Source organism: Streptomyces sp. NRRL B-1140 (assembly GCF_001280065.1).
Lineage (GTDB): Bacteria > Actinomycetota > Actinomycetes > Streptomycetales > Streptomycetaceae > Streptomyces.
This window is the reverse complement of sequence record NZ_LGEA01000091.1, coordinates 297404-321209: the sequence shown is the minus strand read 5'-3', so window position 1 is coordinate 321209 and position 23806 is coordinate 297404. Positions and strand designations below refer to the sequence as shown.

The 23806-nt window shown below is 73.1% G+C and carries 22 protein-coding genes; 5 read left to right on the top strand and 17 right to left on the bottom strand.

From position 1 onward, the window contains the following. Window positions 1-16: 16 nt before the first annotated feature. The 6 genes from ADK65_RS13370 to pdhA form a co-directional block, all read right to left on the bottom strand. Window positions 17-1126: a potassium channel family protein gene (locus ADK65_RS13370; RefSeq protein WP_053670224.1), complete on the bottom strand. Its 1110-nt coding sequence runs from the start codon at window positions 1124-1126 to the stop codon at window positions 17-19. Next, the gene (locus tag ADK65_RS13365; RefSeq protein ID WP_053670222.1) at window positions 1123-2511 is read right to left on the bottom strand and encodes a molybdopterin molybdotransferase MoeA; all 1389 of its coding nucleotides are present in this window, start codon (window positions 2509-2511) and stop codon (window positions 1123-1125) included. Before ADK65_RS13365 ends, ADK65_RS13370 begins: the two co-directional genes overlap by 4 nt. After that, complete coding sequence (locus ADK65_RS13360; RefSeq protein ID WP_053670221.1) at window positions 2508-3482, bottom strand: NTP transferase domain-containing protein; 975 nt, start codon at window positions 3480-3482, stop codon at window positions 2508-2510. Before ADK65_RS13360 ends, ADK65_RS13365 begins: the two co-directional genes overlap by 4 nt. An 86-nt stretch (window positions 3483-3568) precedes the next feature. After that, on the bottom strand, window positions 3569-5041 hold the full coding sequence (locus tag ADK65_RS13355) for a dihydrolipoamide acetyltransferase family protein (RefSeq protein ID WP_053670219.1): 1473 nt from the start codon (window positions 5039-5041) through the stop codon (window positions 3569-3571). Continuing rightward, window positions 5041-6045, bottom strand: a complete 1005-nt coding sequence (locus tag ADK65_RS13350; RefSeq protein WP_053670217.1) for an alpha-ketoacid dehydrogenase subunit beta — start codon at window positions 6043-6045, stop codon at window positions 5041-5043. Before ADK65_RS13350 ends, ADK65_RS13355 begins: the two co-directional genes overlap by 1 nt. Further along, entirely contained in the window at window positions 6042-7187 is a 1146-nt protein-coding gene (gene pdhA, locus ADK65_RS13345) for a pyruvate dehydrogenase (acetyl-transferring) E1 component subunit alpha (protein ID WP_053670215.1), read from the bottom strand. The genes ADK65_RS13350 and pdhA overlap by 4 nt, the downstream gene beginning before the upstream one ends. A gap of 190 nt (window positions 7188-7377) precedes the next feature. Between pdhA and ADK65_RS13340 the strand changes: the two genes are divergently transcribed. Continuing rightward, on the top strand, window positions 7378-7863 hold the full coding sequence (locus ADK65_RS13340; RefSeq protein ID WP_053670213.1) for an Lrp/AsnC family transcriptional regulator: 486 nt from the start codon (window positions 7378-7380) through the stop codon (window positions 7861-7863). Window positions 7864-7883: 20 nt separating this feature from the next. On the opposite strand, the gene ADK65_RS13335 is transcribed toward ADK65_RS13340, so the two are convergent. From ADK65_RS13335 to ADK65_RS13325, 3 genes are all read right to left on the bottom strand, one after another. Further along, window positions 7884-8192, bottom strand: a complete 309-nt coding sequence (locus ADK65_RS13335) for a hypothetical protein (protein ID WP_053670211.1) — start codon at window positions 8190-8192, stop codon at window positions 7884-7886. Window positions 8193-8391: 199 nt separating this feature from the next. Further along, window positions 8392-8982, bottom strand: a complete 591-nt coding sequence (locus tag ADK65_RS13330; protein WP_053670209.1) for a TetR/AcrR family transcriptional regulator — start codon at window positions 8980-8982, stop codon at window positions 8392-8394. Further along, entirely contained in the window at window positions 8979-10496 is a 1518-nt protein-coding gene (locus ADK65_RS13325) for a 3-hydroxyacyl-CoA dehydrogenase (RefSeq protein ID WP_053670208.1), read from the bottom strand. The genes ADK65_RS13330 and ADK65_RS13325 overlap by 4 nt, the downstream gene beginning before the upstream one ends. 160 nt (window positions 10497-10656) lie before the next feature. Between ADK65_RS13325 and paaN the strand changes: the two genes are divergently transcribed. Beyond that, entirely contained in the window at window positions 10657-12348 is a 1692-nt protein-coding gene (gene paaN / locus ADK65_RS13320) for a phenylacetic acid degradation protein PaaN (RefSeq protein WP_053670206.1), read from the top strand. Between the two features lie 69 nt (window positions 12349-12417). On the opposite strand, the gene ADK65_RS13315 is transcribed toward paaN, so the two are convergent. From ADK65_RS13315 to ADK65_RS13305, 3 genes are read right to left on the bottom strand one after another with little or no spacing between them, the layout of a single operon-like run. Continuing rightward, the gene (locus ADK65_RS13315) at window positions 12418-13167 is read right to left on the bottom strand and encodes a TrmH family RNA methyltransferase (protein WP_053670204.1); all 750 of its coding nucleotides are present in this window, start codon (window positions 13165-13167) and stop codon (window positions 12418-12420) included. Then, entirely contained in the window at window positions 13164-14375 is a 1212-nt protein-coding gene (locus ADK65_RS13310) for an HTTM domain-containing protein (RefSeq protein WP_053670202.1), read from the bottom strand. The genes ADK65_RS13315 and ADK65_RS13310 overlap by 4 nt, the downstream gene beginning before the upstream one ends. Continuing rightward, the gene (locus tag ADK65_RS13305; protein WP_053670200.1) at window positions 14372-15136 is read right to left on the bottom strand and encodes a DUF5819 family protein; all 765 of its coding nucleotides are present in this window, start codon (window positions 15134-15136) and stop codon (window positions 14372-14374) included. The genes ADK65_RS13310 and ADK65_RS13305 overlap by 4 nt, the downstream gene beginning before the upstream one ends. A 291-nt stretch (window positions 15137-15427) precedes the next feature. Here ADK65_RS13305 and ADK65_RS13300 point away from each other — a divergent pair, with 291 nt between their 5' ends. Beyond that, complete coding sequence (locus ADK65_RS13300; protein ID WP_053670198.1) at window positions 15428-16561, top strand: acyl-CoA dehydrogenase family protein; 1134 nt, start codon at window positions 15428-15430, stop codon at window positions 16559-16561. A gap of 29 nt (window positions 16562-16590) precedes the next feature. Here the strand turns inward: ADK65_RS13300 and ADK65_RS13295 are convergent, their stop codons facing one another. From ADK65_RS13295 to ADK65_RS13280, 4 genes are all read right to left on the bottom strand, one after another. Further along, on the bottom strand, window positions 16591-16920 hold the full coding sequence (locus ADK65_RS13295) for a rhodanese-like domain-containing protein (RefSeq protein WP_053670196.1): 330 nt from the start codon (window positions 16918-16920) through the stop codon (window positions 16591-16593). A gap of 65 nt (window positions 16921-16985) precedes the next feature. Then, window positions 16986-17825: a hypothetical protein gene (locus ADK65_RS13290; protein WP_053670194.1), complete on the bottom strand. Its 840-nt coding sequence runs from the start codon at window positions 17823-17825 to the stop codon at window positions 16986-16988. Window positions 17826-17883: 58 nt separating this feature from the next. Continuing rightward, window positions 17884-19323 carry a DUF2252 domain-containing protein gene (locus ADK65_RS13285; RefSeq protein ID WP_053670193.1) on the bottom strand — a complete coding sequence of 480 codons (1440 nt, stop codon included), beginning with the start codon at window positions 19321-19323 and terminating at the stop codon, window positions 17884-17886. A gap of 130 nt (window positions 19324-19453) precedes the next feature. Beyond that, a complete protein-coding gene (locus ADK65_RS13280; protein WP_053670192.1) occupies window positions 19454-20149 on the bottom strand; it encodes a ScbR family autoregulator-binding transcription factor in 696 nt (231 codons plus the stop codon). A 175-nt stretch (window positions 20150-20324) separates the two neighbouring features. On the opposite strand from ADK65_RS13280, the gene ADK65_RS13275 reads away from it, so the two are divergent. Both ADK65_RS13275 and ADK65_RS13270 read left to right on the top strand, forming a co-directional pair. After that, window positions 20325-21515: a ScbA/BarX family gamma-butyrolactone biosynthesis protein gene (locus tag ADK65_RS13275; RefSeq protein WP_234352864.1), complete on the top strand. Its 1191-nt coding sequence runs from the start codon at window positions 20325-20327 to the stop codon at window positions 21513-21515. After that, complete coding sequence (locus ADK65_RS13270; RefSeq protein ID WP_053670190.1) at window positions 21512-22435, top strand: NAD-dependent epimerase/dehydratase family protein; 924 nt, start codon at window positions 21512-21514, stop codon at window positions 22433-22435. Before ADK65_RS13275 ends, ADK65_RS13270 begins: the two co-directional genes overlap by 4 nt. On the opposite strand, the gene ADK65_RS13265 is transcribed toward ADK65_RS13270, so the two are convergent. Next, a complete protein-coding gene (locus ADK65_RS13265; RefSeq protein WP_053670188.1) occupies window positions 22436-23728 on the bottom strand; it encodes a cytochrome P450 family protein in 1293 nt (430 codons plus the stop codon). Window positions 23729-23806 lie beyond the last annotated feature (78 nt).

Below are 23806 nucleotides of genomic sequence, written 5' to 3'. Positions count from 1 at the left end.
TGTTCTTGCCCTGCCCTCAGTTGTTCCGGGGCATCGGGGGCATGGGGCGGATGTCCGGCGCGACCTGGGTGGCCGGGGTCTTGCGCACGATCGTGATGAGACGGTCGGTCAGCTCCAGCCGCCCGACGGACGGATCGTCGTAGCCGAGGACCCGGTGACCGCGTATGACGCTCACCACCAGGTCGGCTACCTCCCGCGGTGTCTTGCCCACCTCGGCCTTCACCACCGGCCGTTCGACGATGTCGAGCCCGCTGCCCTGCTGGATGAGGTCCTCCATCACCATGCCCGCCGAGGGGCTCAGCACGGACAGGCCCAGCAGCCGGCCGGCGGCACTGGCGCTGGTCACGACCGCGTCGGCGCCCGACTGCTTGAGCAGCGGGGCGTTCTCCTCCTCCCGCACCGTGGCCACGATCTTCGCCCCGCGGTTGAGCTGGCGGGCCGTCAGCGCCACCAGGACGGCGGTGTCGTCGCGCTGGGTCGCGATGATGATCTGGCGCGCCTTGTGCACCTCGGCCTGCTTCAGCACCTCGCTGCGGGTGGCGTCCCCGACGATGCCCGCGTAGCCCTCGGCGGTCGCGGCGTCGATCACCTTGGAACTGGGGTCGACCACGACGACCTGCTCCTTCTTCAGGCCCGTCGCGCAGACGGTCCGGATCGCCGACCTGCCCTTCGTGCCGAAGCCGATGACGACGGTGTGATCGCGCAACGTGGACCTCCAGCGGGTCAGCCGCCACTCCTCCCGGGTGCGTTCGGTGAGGGCTTCGAGGGTGGTGCCGACCAGGATGATCAGGAACAGCACCCGCAGGGGCGTGATGACGAGGATGTTGGTGAGCCGAGCGCTTTCGCTCGCCGGGGTGATGTCACCGTAGCCGGTGGTGGAGAGGGTGACGGTCGCGTAGTAGAACGCGTCGAGGAGGCTGATGCCGCCGCCCGCGTTGTCGTTGTAGCCGTCGCGGTCGGCGTAGACGATCAGCGCGGTCAGGACGAGGACGAACAGCGCCATGGAAAGCCGCTTGGCGACCTGGCGGATCGGGTGCTCCACCACTTTCCTCGGGAGTTTCACCCGATAGGTCACCAGATGCTCGTCGGCCTGGCGGGCGATCGCGTCCTGGCCCGGAAGTTTCACGTGAAACACACCCCGATTCCTCCGGACGCCCAGGGCAGGTCGAGCAGTTCCGCCTCCTGTCCCGGGCGGGCACCGCCCGGCGTGACCACGGCCAGCGCGTCGGCCGCCGCGATACCGCGCAGCATGGCGGGGCCGTTGTAGTGCAGCGGCACGGCCTCGTCGCCGCGCAGGACGACCGGGACGAGCCGGGTGTCGTGCGGGTGCCCGTGCACGGCGTCCCGGAGCGGCATCGTGTACGGCTCGGGGGCCGGGCGCGCCGCGAGGGTCCGCAGCAGGGGCTCGGCGAGCGTCAGCAAGGCTGAGACGGCGGCGAGCGGGTTGCCCGGGAGGCCCACGAGGTGCTGCGTCTGCGTGATGCGGGCCAGCAGCATGGGGTGGCCCGGGCGCACCTTCACACCGTCCACGAGGAGTTCGGCGCCGATCCGGCGCAGCGTGGGGTGGACGTGGTCGACGGGGCCCGCCGCGGTGCCGCCGGTGGTGAGGATGACGTCCGCGCCGGACGCGGTGACGGCCTCGTGCAGGGCGTCGGCGTCGTCACGGATGCGCCGGACGGCGGTGACCTCGGCGCCTAGCGCCCGCAGCCAGGGCGGCAGCATCGGGCCGAGCGCGTCCCGGATCAGGCCGTCGTGCGGCAGGCCCTGGGTGAGCAGCTCGTCACCGAGGACCAGGACTTCGGCGCGGGCCCGGGGGACCGCGGTGACGCTGTCGTACCCGGCCGCCGCCGCGAGCCCGAGGACGGCCGGGGTGACGAGCGTGCCGACGGCAAGGAGCTGGTCGCCGGTACGGCACTCCTGGCCGCGCGGGCGGATGTCCTGGCCGGGGACGACGTCCCTGGTCGCGTACAGGCGGCCCTTGTCGTCGGTGCGGCCGTGCTCGCTGCGCAGGACCGCGGTGGTCTCCGGGGGGATGCGGGCGCCGGTGGCGATGGGGACGGCCTCGCCGTCGGTGAGGGAGCCGGGCCCTGCGTGCCCGGCGAGGACGCCCTCGTCCCGTACGTGCCAGGGGGCGGGGCCGCACACCGCCCAGCCGTCCATCGCGGAGGTGTCGAAGGAGGGCAGGTCGGTGAGGGCGTCCAGCGGGGCGGCGAGGGTCAGGCCGAGGGCGGTGTCGAGGGACGCGGAGACGGGGGCGCGGCGGGCGGCCCGGGCGGCGGCGCGGCCGGCGCGTTCGGCCATGGCCCGGGCCTCGGGCCAGGGCGTGGCGCGGTGACGGGCCTCGGGCCGGGTGGAGGCGTCCGGCTGCCGGGAGGTGTGAGCGCCGTCCGTTTCGCCGCGCGCCGCCGGGTCGGGCAGGTGAGGGTTGTCGCTGTTCCTCACGAGGGCGAGCACCTCCTCCACGTCGAGGTCCTCGGCGTCCTCACCGGCACGGGCGCCGTGCGGGGTCATCCGGCGTCCGGGCGGGTGTCGGGCGTGGCGTCGGGGGCCACGTCGCCCTGGGGCCCGTCGGCGGAGGGCGCGGCCTCGGAGGTGCTCTCCTGCGCCCAGCGCTCGGCGAGAGCCGCGGCTTTGCGGGCTGCCTCGGCGACCGCCTCGGGGTCTCCGCCCGCCTGCGCGGCCGCGTAGCCGACGAGGAAGGTGGTCAGCGGCGCCGCGGGCCGGGCCACCCCGTGGGCGGCGTCGCGGGCGAGGTCGAGCAGGCCGCGGGTGTCGACGTCGAGGTCGATCCCCAGTTCGTCCTTGACGGCGGAAATCCATTCATCCAACACGTGCCCATGCTCCCTGATACGTGCCCTGGCGGTGGCGATGTCGTCCCAGGTGTCGCAGTCGAAGGACGCGACGGGGTCCAGGACGCGGGTGAGGTCCAGCTCGGCGGTGAGGCGCCGCAGGGGGAGACCGGCGAGGGTGCCGTGCCGGTCGGTGAGGAGCGCGAGCTCCTCGCGCAGCCGCGACGCGCGGTAGGCGGCGACGAGCGGCTGGTCACGGCCTGTGGGGTCGGTCAGCAGCGCACCGTCGGAGCCGCTCTCCCGCAGTGCGGTCAGCAGACGGCCCACGGTCGGTTCTCGAAGGAACGGCAGGTCGGCGGAGAGCACGGCGACGTGCTCGGCCGTGGTGTGGCGGATCCCGGCGTCGAGTGCGGCGAGCGGGCCGCCGCCGGGCGGGTCCTCGCGGGCCCAGGTCACGGGCCGTGCGGTCGGCCGGGGCGCGGCGACGACGACGGTGGTGCGGGCGGTGGCACAGGCCGCGAGGACCCGGTCGAGCAGGGGCCGTCCGCCCACCCGCACACCGGGTTTGTCCGTGCCGCCCAGGCGCCGGGCGGCACCACCGGCGAGCACGACGGCGTCGTGTCCGGCGGGCTCCGTCCCCGGTGCGGGGACGGTTCCGGCGCCGGGTTCACCGGGGGGCTCGTAGGCGGTCATCCCCCGAGTATGCGTGCCCCCGCGATCACACGGAACGCGGGGGAAGAGACGCGATCACGCACGCCGGCTCGGACGAGGAAGAGGAATCACAGCGTCCGCAGCAGCACCGCCGGCTGTTCCACGCAGTCCGCGACGTAGCGCAGGAAACCGCCCGCCACGCCGCCGTCGCACACCCGGTGGTCGAAGGTGAGCGAGAGCTGGACGACCTGCCGCACCGCCAGCTCGCCCTCGTGCACCCACGGCTTGGGGACGATGCGGCCGACGCCGAGCATGGCGGCCTCGGGGTGGTTGATGATCGGGGTGGAGCCGTCGACGCCGAAGACGCCGTAGTTGTTCAGTGTGAAGGTCCCGCCGGTGAGTTCACCCGGCGTCAGCGTCCCCGTCCGGCCCGCCTCGGTCAGCCGGGCGAACTCGGCGGTCAGCGACTCGGCGTCACGCGCGTGCGCGTCCCGTACGACCGGGACGACCAGCCCCCGGTCGGTCTGCGCCGCGAACCCCAGGTGCACGTGGTCGAACCGGACGACCTCCCTGGCCTGCGCGTCGACCGTGGAGTTGAGCTCGGGGAAGCGGGCGAGGGCGGCGGTGCAGATCCGGGCCAGCAGGGCCAGGAGGGAGATCTTCGGCCCGCCGGCCGCGTTCATCGCCGCGCGCGCCCGCATGAGCTCCGTGGCGTCCGCGTCCACCCAGCAGGTGGCATCGGGGATCTCGCGGCGGCTGCGCGCCAGCTTGTCGGCGACGGCGCCCCGGATGCCCTTGAGGGGGGTGCGGATCTCACCGGTGAGCGGCGTGCGCGTGGCGCCGGGTGCCGCTGTCGCCGACGAGGCCACGGCGGGCTGGGGCACGGCTGCCTGCGGCACCGGCGGGTGCGGCTGCGCCGACGGTGCCGTCACGCCCTGCCCGGCTGCCCGCAGGGCGTACTCCACGTCCGCCCGCAGGATCAGCCCGTCGGGGCCGGACCCGGCCAGTTGCCGCAGGTCCAGGCCGTTCTGCCGGGCCAGTCGGCGCACCAGGGGTGAGATCACGGGGACCGGGCCGTCGCCCGGCCCGGCACTGCCGGCCTGCCCGTTCACGGCCGTCCCGGGGCCACCGGCGTGCGACCGCGCACCCCCCGGGGACACGGCGGCGTCCGCCCGCCCGTTCAGCGGCCCGGCGGCACCGTCCCGGCCGGCCCGCCCGGCTGTCGCGGACGCGCCGGACCGCGGCCGCTCCTGCCGTACCCTGCGGCGCCGCGCGGGCGCCTCGGAGGTGCCGTAGCCGACCAGGACGTTGCCCGACCCCCCGGAGCCGGTGTCGTCGGCGCCGGAGGCGGGCCGCTCCCCCACCGCCACGGTGATCAGCGGCGCCCCGACGGGCAGCTCCGTGCCCTCCTCACCGAAACGGGCCGTGACGACACCGCCGTAGGGGCAGGGCACCTCGACCATCGCCTTGGCCGTCTCGACCTCGACGACCGGCTGGTCGATCGCGACGACGTCGCCGACCTCGACCAGCCAGCGCACGATCTCCGCCTCGGTGAGCCCCTCACCGAGGTCGGGCAGCTTGAACTCGAGCACCTGTGCCATCAGCTCTCGGCCTCCCACTGCAGACGCCCCACGGCGTCCAGGATCCGGTCCACACCGGGCAGGTGGTGCCGCTCCAGCATCGGCGGCGGGTACGGGACGTCGAACCCGGCCACACGCAGCACCGGCGCCTCCAGGTGGTGGAAGCAGCGCTCCGTGACCCGGGCCGCGATCTCCCCGCCCGGGCCGCCGAAGGAACCCGACTCGTGGACGACGACCGCGCGGCCCGTGCGCCGCACCGAGGCGCTCACCGTCTCGTCGTCGAACGGCACCAGGGAGCGCAGGTCGACGACTTCGAGGTCCCAGCCCTCGGCCCGGGCCGCCTCGGCGGCCTCCATGCAGACCGGTACGGACGGCCCGTAGGTGATGAGCGTGGCGCTGCGCCCCGGGCGCCGCACCACGGCGCGGCCGATCGGCTCGACCGGTGCCGGCTCCTCGGGGTTCCAGGAGTCCTTCGACCAGTACAGCCGCTTCGGCTCCAGGAAGACGACCGGGTCGTCGGAGGCGATGGAGGCGCGCAGCAGTCCGTAGGCGTCGGCGACCGTCGCGGGCGTGACGACATGGAGCCCCGGAGTCGCCATGTAGTACGCCTCGGAGGAGTCGCTGTGGTGCTCGACGCCGCCGATGCCGCCGCCGTAGGGGACGCGGATGGTGATCGGCAGGGGCATCGCGCCGCGGGTGCGGTTGCGCATCCGGGCCACGTGCGAGATGAGCTGCTCGAACGCCGGGTAGGCGAACGCGTCGAACTGCATCTCCACGACCGGCCGGAGCCCGTACATGGCCATGCCGACCGCGGTGCCGAGGATGCCGGCCTCGGCGAGAGGGGTGTCGGTGCAGCGGTCCTCGCCGAACTCCTTCGCGAGTCCGTCGGTGACGCGGAAGACGCCGCCGAGGGTGCCGACGTCCTCGCCCATGACGTGCACGGCGGGGTCGGCGGCCATGGCGTCGCGCAGCGCGCGAGTGAGGGCCTGCGCCATGGTGGCCGGTTTGACGGCGACGGTGGTCATCGGTGCGCGCCCCCCTCGGACTCGGCCTCGGCCTCCAGCTCGGCCCGCAGCTGGTCCCGCTGTTCCAGCAGCTGGGACGTGGGCTCGGCGTAGACGTGATCGAACAGGTCCATCGGGTCGAGGACCGCGTCCTGGTTCATCTGCTCGCGCAGCGCCGCCGCCATGGTCTCGGCGTCCTGCCGGGCGGCCTCGATGCCGGCCTCGTCGAGCAGACCGCGCCCGGTCAGCTCGCGCTCCAGCAGCCGGATCGGGTCGTGCTCGCGCCAGGTCTCGACCTCGGCGTCGCCGCGGTAGCGGGTCGCGTCGTCGGCGTTGGTGTGGGCGTCGACGCGGTAGGTGATCGCCTCGACGAGGGTGGGTCCGCCGCCCGCGCGGGCGTGGCGTACGGCGTCGGAGAGCACCTCGTGCACGGCCGCGGCGTCGTTGCCGTCGACCAGACGGCCGGGCATGCCGTAGCCGACGGCCTTGTGCGCCAGCGACGGGGCCGCGGTCTGCTTGGCGAGCGGGACGGAGATCGCGAAGCCGTTGTTCTGCACGAAGAAGACGACCGGGGCCTGCCAGACGGCGGCGAAGTTCAGCGCCTCGTGGAAGTCGCCCTCACTGGTGCCGCCGTCGCCGACCATGGCCAGCGCGACCACGTCGTCGCCCTTGAGGCGGGCGGCGTGCGCGAGCCCGACGGCGTGCGGCAGCTGGGTGGCGAGCGGGGTGCACAGGGGGGCGACCCGGTGCTCGTGCGGGTCGTAGCCGGTGTGCCAGTCGCCGCGCAGCAGGGTGAGTGCCTCGACGGGGTCCACGCCCCGGGCCACCACGGCGAGCGTGTCGCGGTAGCTCGGGAAGAGCCAGTCGCGCTCCTGGAGGACCATGGCGGCGGCGACCTCACACGCCTCCTGGCCGGTGGTGGAGGGGTACACCGCGAGACGGCCCTGCTTGGTGAGGGCGGTGGCCTGTGCGTTGTAGCGACGGCCCTTCACCAGCTGCGCGTACAGCGTCCTCAGCAGCTCGGGGTCGGCCTTCGCGGCCGCCTCGGTGCCGAGGACGCGGTACGGCTCGGCGTCGGGCAGCAACGGCGCGGGATCCGTCCGGGGCTGCCAGGCGGGCGGCGGGGTCGGCTGGTACGCGCCCCGCTGCTCCATGACCGTCATGACGGCACCTCCTCGTGGGAGCGGCTCGAAGAGGCGCGTCGGCTGTGACCCGCCTCACCTACCGATTGTTCGGTCGACGGCACATTTTGGCTATGGGTGACCCCAGGCTGTGGACAAACGGTTCTCCACAGCCTGAGATGGACGCAGTACGTCCATCTGAGGGAGGTCGGCGCGGGTGGCAGCTGAACAAATGGCCGAAGGACAGGACGACAGCGGCGTGCTGCCGCCGCCACGGCCCCTGGACGCCATAGATCAGGACATCCTGCGCATGCTCCAGGCGGACGGCCGCGCCTCGATACGGTCGGTCGCCGAGCGGGTCCACGTGTCCCGGGCGAACGCCTACGCCCGCATCAACCGGCTCGTCGAGGACGGTGTCATCCGTGGCTTCGGCGCCCGCGTCGACCACCAGCGGGCAGGTCAGGGCACGTCCGCCTACATCACGCTGAAGATCGTCCAGAACTCCTGGCGCACGGTGCGCGAGGAGCTCAGACAACTTCCCGGCGCCTCCCACATCGCCCTGGTGGGCGGCGACTTCGACGTACTGCTGCTGGTCCACGTCTCCGACAACCGGTCCCTGCGCGAGCTGGTGCTGACCCGGCTCCAGGCGATCCCGCAGGTGCTCAGCACCCGCACCCTGCTGGTGTTCGAGGAGCAGGACCTGGAGCCGCAGGGCTGAGACGGCCCGGGCCGCGACCGTCAGCTCGCGGCCACCGCGACGCCGAGCAGCACCGCGAACGCCACCGGGAGCAGAGCGCAGCCGAGCCCGGTGCCGGCGGCCGCGATCCGCAGTCCGCGCAGTGACCGGCGGTGCGGCAGCACCCAGGCGAGCGCCAGAAGGCCGGCCGCCCAGAACAGCACGCCCGAGAACGCGCCGGGGCCGTCCTGGGCGGCGAACCAGCGGTACTCCAGCACGAGGAGCGGCAGGCCGGGCAGGGTGGCCGCGAGCGGTGCCCGCCACCAGGTCCGGTGGGCGGCGCGGGCGGGCGGTGCGTCAGGTCCGGGCATGCGCCCCACCCCATCACCGCAGGGCGGCCGCCACATCGTCAGGCGTACTCAGCCCACCGCGCGGGGGTACTCACGCGCAGGGCGCGGTCACCCGGCCTTGCGCAGGCCACGCGGGTACTCAGCCCGCCCCGCGCGCGGGACTCACGCGGGGAGGCGCAGATCTGCGAGGCCACGCGGCCCCTCGCGCGGTCAGACGCCGTCACGCGCCCTTGCGCAGGCCCGAGAAGGCCAGCTGCACCACCGCGTCGGCCACCTCGCGCTCGCTCATGCCGCGCCCGTCCGGCCGGTACCACTCGACGATCGAGTTGATCATGCCGAAGACCAGCCGGGTCACCAGCCGGACCTCTATGTCGGCCCGTACGTCCCCGTCCGCGGCGGCCGCCTTGAGCAGGTCGGCGACCCGGTGGTCGAAGTCGCGGCGCCGCTCCAGGGCCCACCGCTCGGTGTCGGTGTTGCCGCGCACCCGCAGCAGCAGGGTCACGTAGGGCAGCTCGGTGATCAGCACCTCGACCATGCGCCGGACGACGTACTCCAGCCGGTCCGAGGCGCGTCCCTCGCGCGCGTGCTCCTCGTCGAGGATCCCGAAGAGCCCGCCCAGGGCCCGGTCCACGGCCCGGCGCAGCAGCTCCTCCTTGCCGGTCACGTGGTGGTAGATCGACGACTTGGAGATGCCGGCCGCCTTGGAGAGGTGCTCCATGGAGGTGCCGTCGTAGCCACGCTCGTTGAACACCTGGACGGCGACGGACAGCAGGGTGTCCGGGGTGTAGGTGTCGCGCTTGGCGGTGGTCATGAGGCGGTGCCCTCCCGCTTGTCGGAGGCGTGGGCGTGTCGGTACAGCGCCAGGGAGGGCGCGTAGCGCCCCGAGGGGTCGCGCAGGTGCAGGTCGTCCAGCAGGGCGTAGGCCCAGGAGCGGCCGAGCCGGCGGCTCCACTCGAAGGGGCCGAGGGGGTAGTTGACGCCGAGGCGCATCGCGGTGTCGATGTCCTCCTCGGTGGCGACGCCCTTGGCGACCGCGTCGTGCGCCAGGTCGATGATCCGCGCCACCGTACGGGCGACGATCATGCCCGGCACGTCGCCGATGACGCTGACCTGCTTGCCGAGCGCCTGGAAGAGGCCGATGGCCTCGGCGAGGGTCTGCGGGGAGGTGTCCTGGGAGGCGGACAGGGCGATCCGGCCGGCCTCGCGGTAGTCGAGGGCGAGGTCGAAGTAGACGACGTCACGGAACTCCACCGAGGTCTGCCCGTCGGCGAGGGCGAGCTGCCCGCCGCTCGGCAGCACCAAGCGGCTGCCGCTGTCCTCGTCCTCCTCGCGGACCGGGATGCCGGCCTCGCGGATCAGCGCGAGCAGCTCCGCGGCCGGACCGAGGTCCCCCTCGGCGACGACGTACGCGGGCGGCTGCCGCTTCTCGGCGGTGTCGGGTTCGGGGCGTTCGGCGCCCTCTCCGTGGTCGTACCAGCCGTGGCCGGTCTTGCGGCCGAGCCGGCCGGACTCGACCAGGCGTCGCTGGGCGAGGGACGGCGTGAAGCGCACGTCCTGGAAGAAGGACTCCCACACCGACCGCGTGACCGACTCGTTGACGTCCTGGCCGATCAGGTCGGTCAGCTCGAAGGCACCCATCCGGAAGCCCCCCGACTCGCGCAGCACGGCGTCGATGGTGGCGGGGTCGGCGCCCTGCGACTCGTACACCGCGAAGGCCTCGGCGTAGAAGGGCCGGGCGATGCGGTTGACGATGAAGCCGGGGGTGTCCGCGCAGGCCACGGGCGTCTTGCCCCAGGCGCGGGCGGTTTCATAGGCGCGGGTGGCGTAGGTGACGTCGGTGGCGAAGCCGGAGACGACCTCGACCAGCGGCAGCAGCGGCGCGGGGTTGAAGAAGTGCAGTCCGACGAACCGGCCGGGAACGCGCAGGGCGCCGCCGATCGCGGTGACCGACAGCGACGAGGTGTTGGTGGCGAGCAGGCAGTCGTCGTCGACGATGCCCTCCAGCGCGCGGAACAGGTCCTGTTTGACGTCCAGCCGCTCCAGGACGGCCTCGACGACCAGGGCGCAGTCGGCGAGCTCGGGGAGATCCTCGGCGGGCAGCAGCCGGGCCCGGGCGGCGTCCCGGTCTGCGCCGGTGAGCCGCTCCTTCTCGACGAGCCGGTCCAGACGGGCACCGATGGCGTCGGCCGCCTCCCGGGCCCGTCCCGGGACGGTGTCGTACAGCCGTACCGGATGGCCCGCGACCAGCGCGACCTGGGCGATTCCCTGGCCCATGGTGCCGGTGCCGACGACGGCCACGGGGCTGCTGAGGTCGAGTGCTGTCATGTGCGCGATCCTCCCGCACGGGGTTTTCCACAGATGCGGCGGACCCCCTTGAACCGACCGATCGTTCGGTTACTCTAGCTCTGTCCGAGTGTTCCTGCCCAGGTTTCTGCCCAGGTCATGAACTCGACGAGGAGTTCTTGAGACGAGGAGTTGGTCACCCATGACCGCCGCACTCTCGGCGCACGAGCTGATCGCCCGGCACCGGTCCACCCTCGACCAGGCGCTGGAAGCGATCCGCACACGCGCCTACTGGTCCCCGCACCCCGAGCACCCCAAGGCCTACGGGGAGAACGGCAGCCTGGACATGGCGGCGGGCAAGGCCGCCTTCGACGCCCTGCTCGGCTCCCGCCTCGACCTCGGCCAGCCCGGCACGGACGACTGGGTGGGCGGCGAGACCTCCCCGTACGGCGTCGACCTGGGCGTGACGTACCCGCACGCGGACCTCGACGTGCTGCTGCCCGCCATGAAGGCCGGACAGCGGGCCTGGCGGGACGCGGGCGCGGAGCAGCGCGCGGTGGTCTGCCTGGAGATCCTCAAGCGCATCAGCGACCGGACGCACGAGTTCGCGCACGCGGTCATGCACACCTCCGGTCAGGCGTTCATGATGGCGTTCCAGGCGGGCGGCCCGCACGCCCAGGACCGGGGCCTGGAGGCGGTGGCCTACGCGTACGTGGAGCAGGTGCGCACCCCCGACAACGCCGAGTGGACCAAGCCGCAGGGCAAGCGCGACCCGCTGGCGATGAACAAGCAGTTCACACCGGTCCCGCGCGGCATCGCCCTGATGATCGGCTGCAACACCTTCCCGACGTGGAACGGCTACCCGGGCCTGTTCGCCTCCCTCGCCACCGGCAACGCGGTCCTGGTCAAGCCCCACCCGCGCGCGGTCCTGCCGCTCGCCCTCACCGTGCAGGTCGCCCGCGAGGTGCTCGCCGAGGCCGGCTTCGACCCGAACCTGGTCGCGCTGGCCGCCGAACGCCCCGGCGAGGGCATCGCCAAGACCCTCGCGCTGCGCCCCGAGATCCGCATCATCGACTACACGGGCTCGACCGAGTTCGGCGACTGGCTGGAGGCCAACGCCCGCCAGGCGCAGGTCTACACGGAGAAGGCCGGCGTCAACACCGTCGTCGTGCACTCCACGTCCGACTACAAGGGCATGCTCTCCAACCTGGCCTTCTCGCTGTCCCTGTACAGCGGCCAGATGTGCACGACCCCCCAGAACCTCCTCGTCCCCCGCGACGGCATCTCCACCGACCAGGGCCCCAAGACCTACGACGAGGTCGTCGCGGACCTCGCCAAGTCGGTGGACGGGCTGCTCGGCGACGACGCCCGGGCCAACGCACTGCTCGGCGCGATCGTCAACCCGGACGTGAAGGCCCGCCTGGAGGCCGCTTCGGGGCTCGGCGAGGTCGCCCTGGCCTCCCGGGAGATCACCAACCCGGACTTCCCTGGCGCCGTCGTCCGCACGCCGGTGATCGTCAAGCTGGACGGGGCCAAGCCGGACGACGAGGCCGCCTACATGAGCGAGTGCTTCGGGCCGGTGTCCTTCGCCGTCGCCGTCGACTCCGCCTCCGACGCGGTGGAGCTGCTGCGGCGGACCGTGCGGGAGAAGGGCGCGATGACCGTCGGCGCGTACACGACCGACCCGGACGTCGAGCAGGACGTGCAGGAGGCCTGTCTGGAGGAGGCAGCGCAGTTGTCGCTGAACCTCACGGGTGGGGTGTATGTGAACCAGACGGCCGCGTTCTCCGACTTCCACGGGTCCGGCGGCAACCCGGCGGCCAGCGCGGCGCTGTGTGACGGGGCGTTCGTGGCCAATCGGTTCCGGGTGGTCGAGGTGCGTCGGGACGCCTAGGAGCTCGGGGGTTCCCCTTCTCGCGCGAGTGCCGACCGTGGTGGGTTGCTCGGGCAGTTCCCCGCGCCCCTAAAGAGGCGCTTCAGAGCCCGCGCTCCAGTGGTACAGCGTCATCGCCACGCTCGTCGCCAGGTTGTAGCTGCTGACCTGGGGGCGCATCGGGAGGGACAGCAAATGGTCCGCGCGGGCCCGGAGTTCAGGCGACAGGCCCGTGCGCTCGGAGCCGAACGCGAGGACGGCGTCGTCCGGGAGCTTGACGCCCCGGATGTCGTCGCCCTCCGGGTCCAGGGCGAAAAGCGGGCCCGGCGGAAGTTCGCCGACGCCCAGCCGCTCCACCGTCGTCGCGAAGTGCAGGCCCGCCCCGCCGCGTACGACCGTCGGGTGCCAGGGGTCGACCGACCCGGTCGTCACCACGCCCGTGGCGCCGAAGCCGGCGGCCAGGCGGATCACCGCCCCCGCGTTGCCCAGGTTGCGCGGATTGTCGAGGACCACGACCGGAGTCCTGCGCGGCACGGCCGCCAGCTTCGCGAGGCTGGCGGAACGAGACGGCCGCACGGCCAGGGCGGCCACCGCCGTGGGGTGCGGGCGCGGCACGAACGACGCGTACGTCTCGTGCGGCACCTCGCTCAGCAGCCCGTCCAGAGCGTCCCGCACGTCCGGGGCCAGCTCGTCGGCGAGCGCGAGTGCGGCCGCCCGGTCGGCCGTCACCGCTACCGGCACCTCCGCGCCGAAACGCAGTGCGTGCTTGAGGGCGTGGAACCCGTCGAGCAGGACGGTGTCACCGGCGAGCCGGTGCCAGGCGGTCACGGGGTCGGTCATGCCCCGAAGCCTACGTGCGTGCTCTCGGGGCTCTCGGCCGCCCGTTGCCCGGGGACCGGCGCCCGGCCGCCGCGGCGCGGCAGCCGGTCACGGGCGCGTGCCACCCGGCCACCCAGGCGGCGCAGGAAACCCGTCGGCAGGAACACCGCGTCCGCCGCGATCATCGCCAGCGAGAAGAACGGCAGACCGAGGACCACGGCGATCACCGCGTGCTCGGTCATCATGACCGCCAGCAGGACGTTCTTCACCCGCCGGTTGAACAGCGTGAACGGGAAGGCGACCTGCACCAGGACCGTCCCGTAGGTCACCAGCATCACCATCGTGCCGCTGGCGGACAGCAGGTCCGCCAGCCCCGGCCACGGCGAGAAGTACTCCAGGTGGAGCGGGTAGTAGACCGCGGTGCCGTCCTGCCAGCGCGAGCCCTGGATCTTGTACCAGCCGGCCGTCGCGTAGATCAGGCACGCCTCCGCCATGATCACGAGCAGCGCGCCGTTGTGCACGACGTTCGCGACGACGTCCAGCATGATCCGCAGCTCACCGGTCCGGGCCCGGCGCCCCACCACCCACCACAGGCCCTGCACCGCCCAGACCATCCACAGCAGGGCCGGTATGAGCCAGTCGCCCTGCATCCGCCCGGCCAGGGTCACCCCGACCAGGACGAACCCGAGCACGCCCCACAGCGCCGGGCCGGTCCGGTCGTAGGCCCGCTCGCCCCGCTCACGGGCCGCCCGCTCCCGCGCGGCCCGCCGGGAGTCCAGCGACCACACCTGGGCGCAGCGCGTGAACACCAGGTAGACCGACATCAGGTGCAGCACGTTGTCGCCGCCGTCGCCCATGAAGACGCTGCGGTTCTGCAGCGACAGCACACCCACCATGAACAGCACCGACATGGTGCGGGTGCGCCACCCCAGCGTCAGCAGGGCGCCGGAGAGGACCGCGAGCGCGTAGACGATCTCGAACCAGACCCGGCCGTCCGACCACATCAGGACGGTGAAGGAGCCGTTGGACGCGACCAGCTGCTGGGCGAGATCCCAGCTCCAGGGGCCGTCGGGGCCGTACAGCTCGTGCCGGTGGGGAAGTTCACGGAGCAGGAACAGCAGCCAGGTGACGCCGAAGCCGATGCGGATGACGGCCGTCTGGTAAGGGCCGAGGGCGGCCTCGGTGACGCGGGCTATGGCGCCCGAGACGGCCAGCGAGAAGCGGTTCACCGCACCCCTCCCTCGGCCTCGTCCCGCGCCACCCGCCACCACGGCAGCTCCCGGTAGGACGGTGTCGTGGAAACCTTCTCCCGACTCCACGCGGGCGGCGGCACATTGCTCGTGCGGGAGCGCACCTGCACCCGTTCGATGACACCGGCGCCCCCGGTCGCGGCCCGCACCGCGTCGTCGTGAAGGCGCAGCACCATGATCCGGCGCAGATACGACTCCGAGAGCGCTCCGCGCAGGCCCACCGGGCGGTTCTCGCCGTCGTGCGTCGCGACGTAGAAGTCCCAGGCCCGCCGCAGCTCGTTCTGCTGGGTGTGGCTGGGCAGCAGGTTGCCGTCGATGGCCTTGCCGTCCTCGGCGGACAGGTCGTACCAGCCGGTGACCGACGTCATGCCGTCCGGACCGCGGACCCCGGCGCGCACCTGGATCGAGATGTTCTGCTGGAGCGGGTTCGGCGCGAAGAGCTTCCAGTTCTGCTCGAACTCCGGGTAGATCCAGTCGTCGACGGCCTCGCCGTGCGCCCGGGTGACCGTGTTCACCGGCGCGACGTGCAGGAACGTCATCCCCAGGTGCACACACACCCCGATGGCGACGACCGCGAGTGCCAGGGCGACACCGACCTGGTGACGGAGGGAGAGCGCGGCGATGCCGGTGCGGGGTTCACCGGGCTGGTCCACCGGTATCTCCTGCTCCGCGGGCGGGACCGGACGGCTCGGCGCACCGGGGCCGTGCCGGGCGTTCGAGCCCTCGTCGTACGCGTCCATTCCGCCCCGTTCCACGATCCCGGTCCGTCGTTCCGTCCGCCCGGCAGCGAGGGCGTCCCGCCGCCCGCGCGGCACTGCGGGGCATCGGCACCGGCACGGTACTCAGCAGACCCACCCGCGCACAGCCCCTGACCGCCCCTGTCACCGTGGCCGTCGCCACACCGGGGAGGCCGACCGTACGGCGAGTGTGACACCCTACGGCGCCCGCCCGTACACCCATTCCCTTCTTCTAGAACCTGTTCTATCTTGACGCCTCGTCAGCTCGACGGGATCGCCGGAAGGACGGGCACCGTGGACTTCACCTTCACCGAGGAGCAGCAGGCGGCGGCCGAGGCGGCGAAGGGCGTCTTCGCCGGGGTCGCCCCCGACGCCGTGCCCAGCCCGGCCCTCACCCCGGGCGCCGTCGCCGAGACCTGCGACCGCGCCCTGTGGGCCCGGCTCGCCGACGCCGACCTGCTGAGCCTGCTGCTCGACGCGCGGTACGGCGGGGCCGGCCTGGACGCCATCGCGCTCTGCCTGGTGCTGCGGGAGTCGGCACGGGTCCTGGCCAGGGTCCCCCTGCTGGAGAACAGCGCCGCGGCCGCGACCGTCCAGGCCTACGGCGGTGAGGAGGCGAAGGCGGAGCTGCTCGCCCGGGCCGGCCGGGGCGAGACCGTGCTGACCGTCGCCGCGCACGGCCGCACCGGCCACGACCCGGCCGAACGGTCCGTGACCGCCCGCCAGGACGGCGGGACCTGGGTGCTGGACGGCGTGCAGACGGCGATTCCGTGGGCCTACGACGCCGACGTCACGCTCGTCCCCGCGCACACCGGGACCGGCCGGACCGTGCTCGCCCTGGTGCCGCGCGGGCACGAGGGAGCCGACCTCGCCGAGCAGTTCTCCACCAGCGGCGAGCGGCTCGGCGAGCTGCGGCTGACCTCGGCACGGCTCGCGGCCCGGAACGTGATCGACACCGACGGGGCGTGGGAGTGGCTGCGGGACCTGCTGGCCACCGGGACGTGCGCGCTGGCGCTCGGACTCGGGGAGCGCGTCCTGCGGATGACCGCGGAGTACACGGGCGAGCGGGAGCAGTTCGGGTTCCCGATCGCGACCTTCCAGGCCGTCGCCGTGCAGGCCGCCGACCGTTACATCGACCTGCGTGCGATGGAGGCAACGCTGTGGCAGGCCGCGTGGCGGATCGCCTCGGGGGCCCCGGGCCCGCTGCCCGCGGCCGGTGACGTGGCCGTCGCCAAGATCTGGGCGGCGGAGGGCGTCCGCCGGGTCGTGCAGACCGCGCAGCATCTGCACGGCGGGTTCGGCGCCGACGTGGACTACCCCCTGCACCGCTACCACGCCTGGGCCAAGCACCTGGAACTCTCACTCGGCCCGGCCGCGGCACACGAGGAGGCCCTGGGCGACCTCCTGGCCGCCCACCCACCGGCATGACCCACCGGACGGGCCCTGTGCGGGAGCCCCTAGAGCACGAACCCCTGCTGCCCGTCGTCCGTCACCACGGGACGGCCCGCCGCCTCCCACACCTGCATGCCGCCGTCGACGTTCACGGCGTCCACGCCCTGCTGGGCCAGGTACATCGTGACCTGGGCGGACCGGCCGCCCGAACGGCAGATCACATGGACCCGGCCGTCCTGCGGGGCGGCCTCGGTCAGCTCGCCGTACCGGGCGACGAACTCGCTGATCGGGATGTGCAGCGCCCCTGCGGCGTGGCCGGCCTTCCACTCGTCGTCCTCCCGGACGTCCAGCAGGAAGTCACCGTCCTTGAGGTCCGCGACCGCGACCGTGGGCACACCAGCTCCAAAACTCATGTACCCGACGCTACCGGAACCGGCCGGAACGCCGGCCGGGGCACGGCTCAGCCCCGGCCCTGGCCCTGGCCTTCTCCGCCGTCGAGCAGCGCGGCCAGTTCCGCCTCCCGCTCGGCGACCTGGGCGAGGAGGCCCTGCCCGATCTCGTCCAGGAGCCGGTCCGGGTCGTCCGGGGCCAGCTGCAGCATGTGGCCGATGGCACTGTCCTCCAGCTCCCCGGCCAGCAGCCCGAGCAGCTCCTTGCGCTGGGCGAGCCACTCGAGGCGGGCGTAGAGCTCCTCGGCGCGGCTGGGGCCCCGCTTCAGCTCGGGTCCCTCGGCCCACTCCGCGGCGAGCTCGCGCAGCTCCGTCTCGTCGCCCCGGGCGTAGGCGGCGTTGACCCGCGTGATGAACTCCTCGCGCCGCGCGCGCTCCTTCTCCTCCTGTGCCAGGTCCGGGTGGGCCTTGCGGGCGAGGTCGCGGTAGAGCTTGCGGGCCTCCTCACTGGGGCGCACCCGCTGCGGGGGCCGGACCGGCTGGTCCGTGAGCATCGCCGTGGCCTCGGGGAACAGACCGCTGCCGTCCATCCAGCCGTGCAGCAGCTCCTCGACACCGGGGATGGGCGCGAGCCGCGCCCTGGCCTCCTGCGCCCGCTGCCGGTCCGCCGGGTCGCCGCTGCGGGCGGCTCTGGCCTCCAGGATCCGGGCGTCCAGCTCCTCGAGCCGGGCGTACAGCGGGCCGAGTTTCTGTTCGTGCAGCCGGGAAAAGTTCTCGACCTCGACGCGGAAGGTCTCCACCGCGATCTCGTACTCGATCAACGCCTGCTCGGCGGCCCGCACGGCCCGCTCCAGCCGCGCCTCGGGCCGTGCGGCGTCGCCACCATCCTGCTCAGCTTCCGGGGTCGTCACCCGACCAGCCTAGGTGACGCAGCGGCCGGGTCCGGCTCCAACCGCTCACCCCTGCCGCCTACACCCCCATCTCCGCCGCGACCTTCCCCGCCCGCACCCCCGCCAGCAGCTCCGCGTGATCCGCCTCGGTCCGGTCCGCGTAGGCCACGGCGAAGGCCGCCATCGCCTCGTCCAGCTCGTCGTTCTTCCCGCAGTACCCGGCGATGAGCCGCGGATCGGCGCTGTGCGCGTGCGCCCGCGCGAGGAGGGCACCGGTCATACGGCCGTAGTCGTCCAGCTGGTCGGTGGCCAGGGCGGCCGGATCGACGCTGCCCTTGCGGTTGCGGAACTGGCGGACCTGGAAGGGCAACCCGTCGACCGTCGTCCAGCCCAGCAGGTTGTCGCTCACGACCTGCATCCGCTTCTGGCCCAGCACGACCCGCCGCCCCTCGTGGCCGGCCTCCGGCGTCTCGAAGCCGGCCGTCGCCAGGTGCGGCACCAGCGCCGACGTCCGCGCCTCCTTGACCTGCAGCACCAGCGGCTCGCCCCGGTGGTCCAGGAGCAGCACGACGTAGGACCGGGTGCCGACGCTGCCCGTGCCGACGACGCGGAAGGCGACGTCATGCACCGCGTGCCGGGCGAGGAGGGGAAGGCGGTCCTCCTGGAGGGTGCCGACGTATTCCTCCAGCGACGCGGCCACCGCCGCGGCCTGGGCGTCCGGGACGCGGCGCAGCACCGGTGGGGCATCCACGAACCGGCGTCCGCCGTCCTCCGTGGCCTCGGTCGACTTGGCCGCGAAGCGGCCGCTGGTGTTGTGGCGGGCCTTCTCGGAGACCCGCTCCAGCGTGCCGAGCAGGTCATGGGCGTCGGTGTGGGAGACGAGCTCCTCGTCGGCGATGGCGTTCCACGCGTCCAGCACCGGCAGCCTGGCCAGCAGCCGCATGGTCCTGCGATAGGCACCGGCGGCGTCGTAGGCCGCCTTGCGGCACTGGTCCTCGTCGGCGCCGGCCACCCGGCCCGCGAGCACCAGGGAGGCAGCGAGCCGTTTGAGGTCCCACTCCCAGGGGCCGGGCACCGTCTCGTCGAAGTCGTTCAGGTCGATGACCAGGCCGCCGCGCGCGTCGCCGTACAGGCCGAAATTGGCCGCGTGGGCGTCGCCGCAGAGCTGGGCCCGGATCCCGGTCATGGGTGTGCGCGCGAGGTCGTACGCCATGAGTCCCGCCGAGCCGCGCAGGAACGCGAACGGGGTGGCGGCCATGCGGCCGACCCGTATCGGGGTCAGCTCCGGCAGCCGCCCGCGGCCCGACTCCTCGACGGCGCTCACCGCGTCGGGCCGGGACGGGTCCAGGTCGAGGGAGGCGTGTGAGCTGCGCGGGGTCCGCTTGCGCAGGGCCTTGCCGTCGTCCTTGGGCGACCCGGCGGCCGGCCACTCGGCGAAGCCGCGCACCCGGGGCAGCCTGCGCGGCGCCCCGGACCTCGCCGCCGTCCCGCTCTCGCCGTGAACTCCACTGCCGGTCATCCCGACCGCCTTCCCCGTACGCGCACGAACATCAGCTCGTGCCGACCGTACAACCGGTGGCCGAAACGCGTCAGACCCTGTGGACAACTCCACCGCTGTGGACACCCCCGCCTGGCCCGTACGGCGGTGTCTACGCCCCCGAGGACACGGGGGCCGGGGCGGGCACCGAGTCCTGCGCCGGCCCGGCCGCCTCCTCCGAGAGGATCCGCGCCAGCAGCCGCTCGGCCCGCTCCTCCGAGACGTCGAGCCTGGCCAGCACCGCCGGCACGGTGATACTGGGGAGGAAGTGCTCGAACAGCACGACGACCCGGCGCTCCAGATCCTCCCGCTGGCAGCGCAGCTGTGACAGCAGCTGCACCCCGGAGAAGCTGCCGACCAGCAGCTCCGCCGTCTCCGCCACGTCGACGTGCGGGAGCAGCTCACCGTGCGCCTTCGCCTCGGCCAGCTGCTGCGTGTTCTGGTCGATCCACATCCGGAAGGCCGGCGTGCGGTCCAGGTCCATGGCCCCCTGGTCGAGGGCGAGCCCCACACTGGCCCGCACCAGCGGGTCGACCCTCAGCCGGCGGGCCATCACCAGACCGGAGTCGACCAGTTCCTGAAGCTTGCTGGCCTGCGGCGGGAGCGTGATCGCGAGCTGCTCCTCGAACACCCCCACCGCCAGCTCCTCCTTGGAGCCGAAGTGGAAGTACAGCGCACCCTTGGTGACGCCGGCCCGGACCAGGATCTCGCCGATGGTCGCCGAGGTGTAGCCGCGTTCGTCGAAGACGGCCGCGGCCGCTTCCAGGATGGTCCGCCGGGTGCGGATCGCGCGCTCCTGTCGCGCCATCGGATGCCTCCTGATCCTTGTCGATCCCTGTGAAGTAGCTGTGTGGCGAGGGCGCGAGAGCCTGGTCAAGGGCTTGGCCGGCCCTTTGAAAAAAACCGGCTTGTCCGTATCTTAGTCGAGCGTCGATCGCGGCCAGGCAGCCGATCCGGGGGTTCTCATGCCGCAGACAGGGCCTTTGAGCGCACTCACGGAGGAGCAGACCGGAGGCCGGGGCCGTCCGGCGAACGAAGGCTCCACGACCGTCGAGAACCCGCCACGGACCCCCGCGCCCCGGTCGGTCGCCCCACCGCGCCCCGCCGCCGAGGCACCCGCACCACCGGCCGCCACCGCCGAAGCCCATGCGTCCGAGGCCACGGACACGGACGCGGACAGGGAAACCGAGCAGCCCTCGGCATCGGCGGACGTCGCCGGCGTACTCCCGCCGCCCTCCCCCGTCACCGGCCGCCTCGCCTCCCGCTCCCACACCACCGCCGTCGTCACCCAGGAACTCGCCCATCGCACCACTGACAGGGACGTCTTCCCCACCCGGTGGACCCGAATCTCCGGCAACCGCTTCCGCTTCATCGCCGACTGGCCGGCCGACCACCCCTTCTTCGGCCCCGTGGACGACCGCCACCAGGACCCGATGGTCGTGGGCGAAACGTTGCGGCAGGCTTCGATGGTGCTGGCGCACGCCGAGTTCGGCGCCCCGGCCGACACGCACTTCGTCATGCGGGACATGACGGTCCACGTCGACCCGGCCGCGCTGCTGCTGGCGGACGCCGCCGAACCGGTCGAGTTCGACGTCGTGTGTTCCGAGGTCCGCCGCCGCGGCCGCGGTCTGCACAGCATGCGGACCACGATGGAGTTCCGCCGCGCGGGACGGCTCGTCGCCCACGGCACCGGAAGCACCGGCTGCACCTCACCGCGCGCCTACCGCCGTCTGCGGGCGGACAGGTCGAACGCCGTGGACCGGCCCGTCCCCCTCCTGGCGGGCATAGCGCCGCACACCGCGGGCCGCACCCGCGCCGAGGACGTCGTCCTCGCTCCCGGCGACCGCCCGGGCGTCTGGAATCTGCGCGTCGACACCGGCCACCCGGTCCTCTTCCCGCGTCCCAACGACCACGTCCCCGGCATGGTCCTGTTCGAGGCGGCCCGCCAGGCCGCGACCGCCGCGTCCGGCCTGCACCCCTTCCTGCCGAACAGGATGACGGCCGGCTTCACCCGGTACACCGAACTGCACAGCCCCTGCCGCGTCGAGACCGCGGTACTCGATGACGGCTCCGGGGAGGTGACCGTAAGGGTGTCGGGGCGGCAGGACGGCGAGTCCGTCTTCACCGCCTCCCTGACCTCCGCCCGGCCCGCGCGGGTACCGTCCCAGCCGTGACGCTCACCATCCTGATCACGGGCTCGAGCGGCTTCGTCGGCGGCCGGGTCGCGACCACGGCTCGGCGGCAACCGGGCACCGACGTACGTCTGTTGTCCCGGCACGCACCTCAGGGGCCCGAGTACGTGCACGGCGACCTGTGCGCCCCGCCCTCCCTGCGCGGCGTCTGCGCCGGGGTCGACGTCCTGGTCCACTGCGCCACGCGGGTCGACGGCGACGCCGAAACGACCGAGGCGGTCAACGACCACGGCACCCGGGCCCTGGTCGAGGAGGCCGTGCGCGCCGGAGTGCGCCGGATCCTGTACGTCAGTACCGCCGCCGTGCACGGCCGGGGCCCGTTCCGCGGCGTACGCCCCGGCGAGGTCCCGATCGCGCCCGCGTCACCCACCAGCCGCACCCGGGCCGCCGCCGAGCGGTACGTCCTCGACGCGGGCGGCCTGGTGCTGCGCCCTCACCTCGTGTACGGCGAGGGTGATCGCTGGGTGATACCCGGCCTGGTGTGGCTGATGAACGAACTGTCGGCCACCCTGACCGGCTGCACGGCCCTCCAGTCGATGATCGACGTCGGCACCCTGGGCCGTGCGGTGGTGGCCGCCGCGCTCTCCCCGGCACCCGGCGGCGGTGTGCACTACGTGAACCACCCCGAGCCGGTGCCGGTCGCGGACTTGCTGGCGTTCATCTCCCGGGAACTGGGGGAGCCGGGCGGCGGCCCGGCCCTGGACGTCGCCGCCGCCCTCGACCGGGCCGCCGGGTCACCCCTCGCCCTTCACCATCTCGGCATGCTCACGACCGACCACTGGTTCGTGGACGACACGTTCTGGAAGGCCTTCGACTGCTCGCCCGGCGAGGGGTTCGCGGCCGGCTTCACCCGCGCGGCGCCCTGGTACCGCGCGTTCCTCCAGGGGCGGAAGGTCTCCTGATCACTCCGCCTCCACCGCACCCGCCGCCTCCTCCGGGCGCGGGCCGGGCCCCCGGCCGTGCAGGAGCACCGGCAGTTCCTCGTGACCGGTGGAGATGATGGACCGCAGCCGCTTCGGCGGCTGCGACGGGTCGGCCAGGGCCAGCCGCGGGAAGCGCGCGAACAGCGACGTCAGGGCCACGGTCGCCTCGGCCATCGCCAGGGGCCGGCCCAGACAGTGGTGCACGCCGTGGCCGAAGGACACGTGGTCACGGCTGGTGCCGCGGGTGATGTCGAACCGGTCGGCGTCGGGCCCGTGCCGCTCGGGATCGCGCCCGGCACCGGCGAAGGACACCACGAGCGGGTCGCCCTCGGGGATGGTCAGGCCCGGCTCGATCTCGATGTCCCGCACGGCGTAGCGCAGACCGGACATGGCACCCGGCGCCTCGAAGCGCAGCGACTCCTCCAGGGCGTCCTCCCAGGTCGCGCGCCCGGAACGGACGAGGCCCAGCTGATCGGGGTGGGCGAGCAGGCTGTGCACGGTGTTGTCGATGAGATTGACGGTCGTCTCGAAACCGGCTGTGAGCAGCAGGATCAGGTTGTCCATCAACTCCTGTTCGCTGAAGCTGCCTTCGTCGCGCGCGGCGATGAGCGCCGTCGTCAGGTCGTCGGCCGGGTGCTCGCGTTTGTGCTGGAGGAACGCGGTCAGCGTGCCGTAGAGGTCGACGGCGTTGGCCTGGGCGTCCTCCAGGGAGATGGCGGTGTCGAAGAAGCGGTTGATGATCCGGTAGAGGTCCGCTCGCGGGCCGTCCTCGCCGGGCGGTACGCCGAAGAGCTCGCACACCACCTCGTGCGGGATCGGCGCCGCGAACGCGGCCCGCAGGTCGACGACTTCTCCCTCGGGGACGCGCTCCAGTGCGTCCAGCGTCCGGTCGACGATCTCCTGGACGCGGGGCATGAGCGCGTCGACGCGGCGCTTGGTGAACGCGGCGGCCATCGGCTTGCGCAGCCGGCTGTGGTCGGAGCCGTAGGCGGTGACCATGTTGCGCACCGAGACCCAGATGGCGAGCGGCCAGGTGCGGGAGATGTCCCCGTTGATCCAGGCCGGCCAGTGCCGGAAGGCGTCCTTGCTCGTCTCGGGGCCGGCCAGCAGCCGCTTGTTCAGCTCCAGGCCGGTGATCCACCACGCCCTGACGCCGCCGGGGAGTTCGACCTCCACGGCCGGGCCCCGGGCACGGATCCGGCTTATCTCGCCGTAGAGGTCCTGACCGGACGGGTCGATCGACAGGAAGGGGCAGGCCTGCGGTTCTGCCATGGCTCATCGCTCCTCGGTCCAGAGGTTGGGGGACCATCGTGCGATCAGCGGACCGGAAAAACTCGGCATCCGGTGTGT

Bases quoted from the DNA above. Each gene is read 5' to 3' on its own strand.
- ADK65_RS13305 (WP_053670200.1), bottom strand. From the start codon at position 15,136: ATGGACGCGTACGACGAGGGCTCGAACGCCCGGCACGGCCCCGGTGCG.
- ADK65_RS13315 (WP_053670204.1), bottom strand. From the start codon at position 13,167: ATGACCGACCCCGTGACCGCCTGGCACCGGCTCGCCGGTGACACCGTC.
- ADK65_RS13365 (WP_053670222.1), bottom strand. From the start codon at position 2,511: ATGACCCCGCACGGCGCCCGTGCCGGTGAGGACGCCGAGGACCTCGAC.
- ADK65_RS13285 (WP_053670193.1), bottom strand. From the start codon at position 19,323: ATGACCGGCAGTGGAGTTCACGGCGAGAGCGGGACGGCGGCGAGGTCC.
- ADK65_RS13340 (WP_053670213.1), top strand. From the start codon at position 7,378: ATGGCCGAAGGACAGGACGACAGCGGCGTGCTGCCGCCGCCACGGCCC.
- ADK65_RS13330 (WP_053670209.1), bottom strand. From the start codon at position 8,982: ATGACCACCGCCAAGCGCGACACCTACACCCCGGACACCCTGCTGTCC.
- ADK65_RS13280 (WP_053670192.1), bottom strand. From the start codon at position 20,149: ATGGCGCGACAGGAGCGCGCGATCCGCACCCGGCGGACCATCCTGGAA.
- ADK65_RS13355 (WP_053670219.1), bottom strand. From the start codon at position 5,041: ATGGCACAGGTGCTCGAGTTCAAGCTGCCCGACCTCGGTGAGGGGCTC.
- ADK65_RS13325 (WP_053670208.1), bottom strand. From the start codon at position 10,496: ATGACAGCACTCGACCTCAGCAGCCCCGTGGCCGTCGTCGGCACCGGC.
- ADK65_RS13335 (WP_053670211.1), bottom strand. From the start codon at position 8,192: ATGCCCGGACCTGACGCACCGCCCGCCCGCGCCGCCCACCGGACCTGG.
- paaN (WP_053670206.1), top strand. From the start codon at position 10,657: ATGACCGCCGCACTCTCGGCGCACGAGCTGATCGCCCGGCACCGGTCC.
- ADK65_RS13360 (WP_053670221.1), bottom strand. From the start codon at position 3,482: ATGACCGCCTACGAGCCCCCCGGTGAACCCGGCGCCGGAACCGTCCCC.
- ADK65_RS13350 (WP_053670217.1), bottom strand. From the start codon at position 6,045: ATGACCACCGTCGCCGTCAAACCGGCCACCATGGCGCAGGCCCTCACT.
- ADK65_RS13265 (WP_053670188.1), bottom strand. From the start codon at position 23,728: ATGGCAGAACCGCAGGCCTGCCCCTTCCTGTCGATCGACCCGTCCGGT.
- pdhA (WP_053670215.1), bottom strand. From the start codon at position 7,187: ATGACGGTCATGGAGCAGCGGGGCGCGTACCAGCCGACCCCGCCGCCC.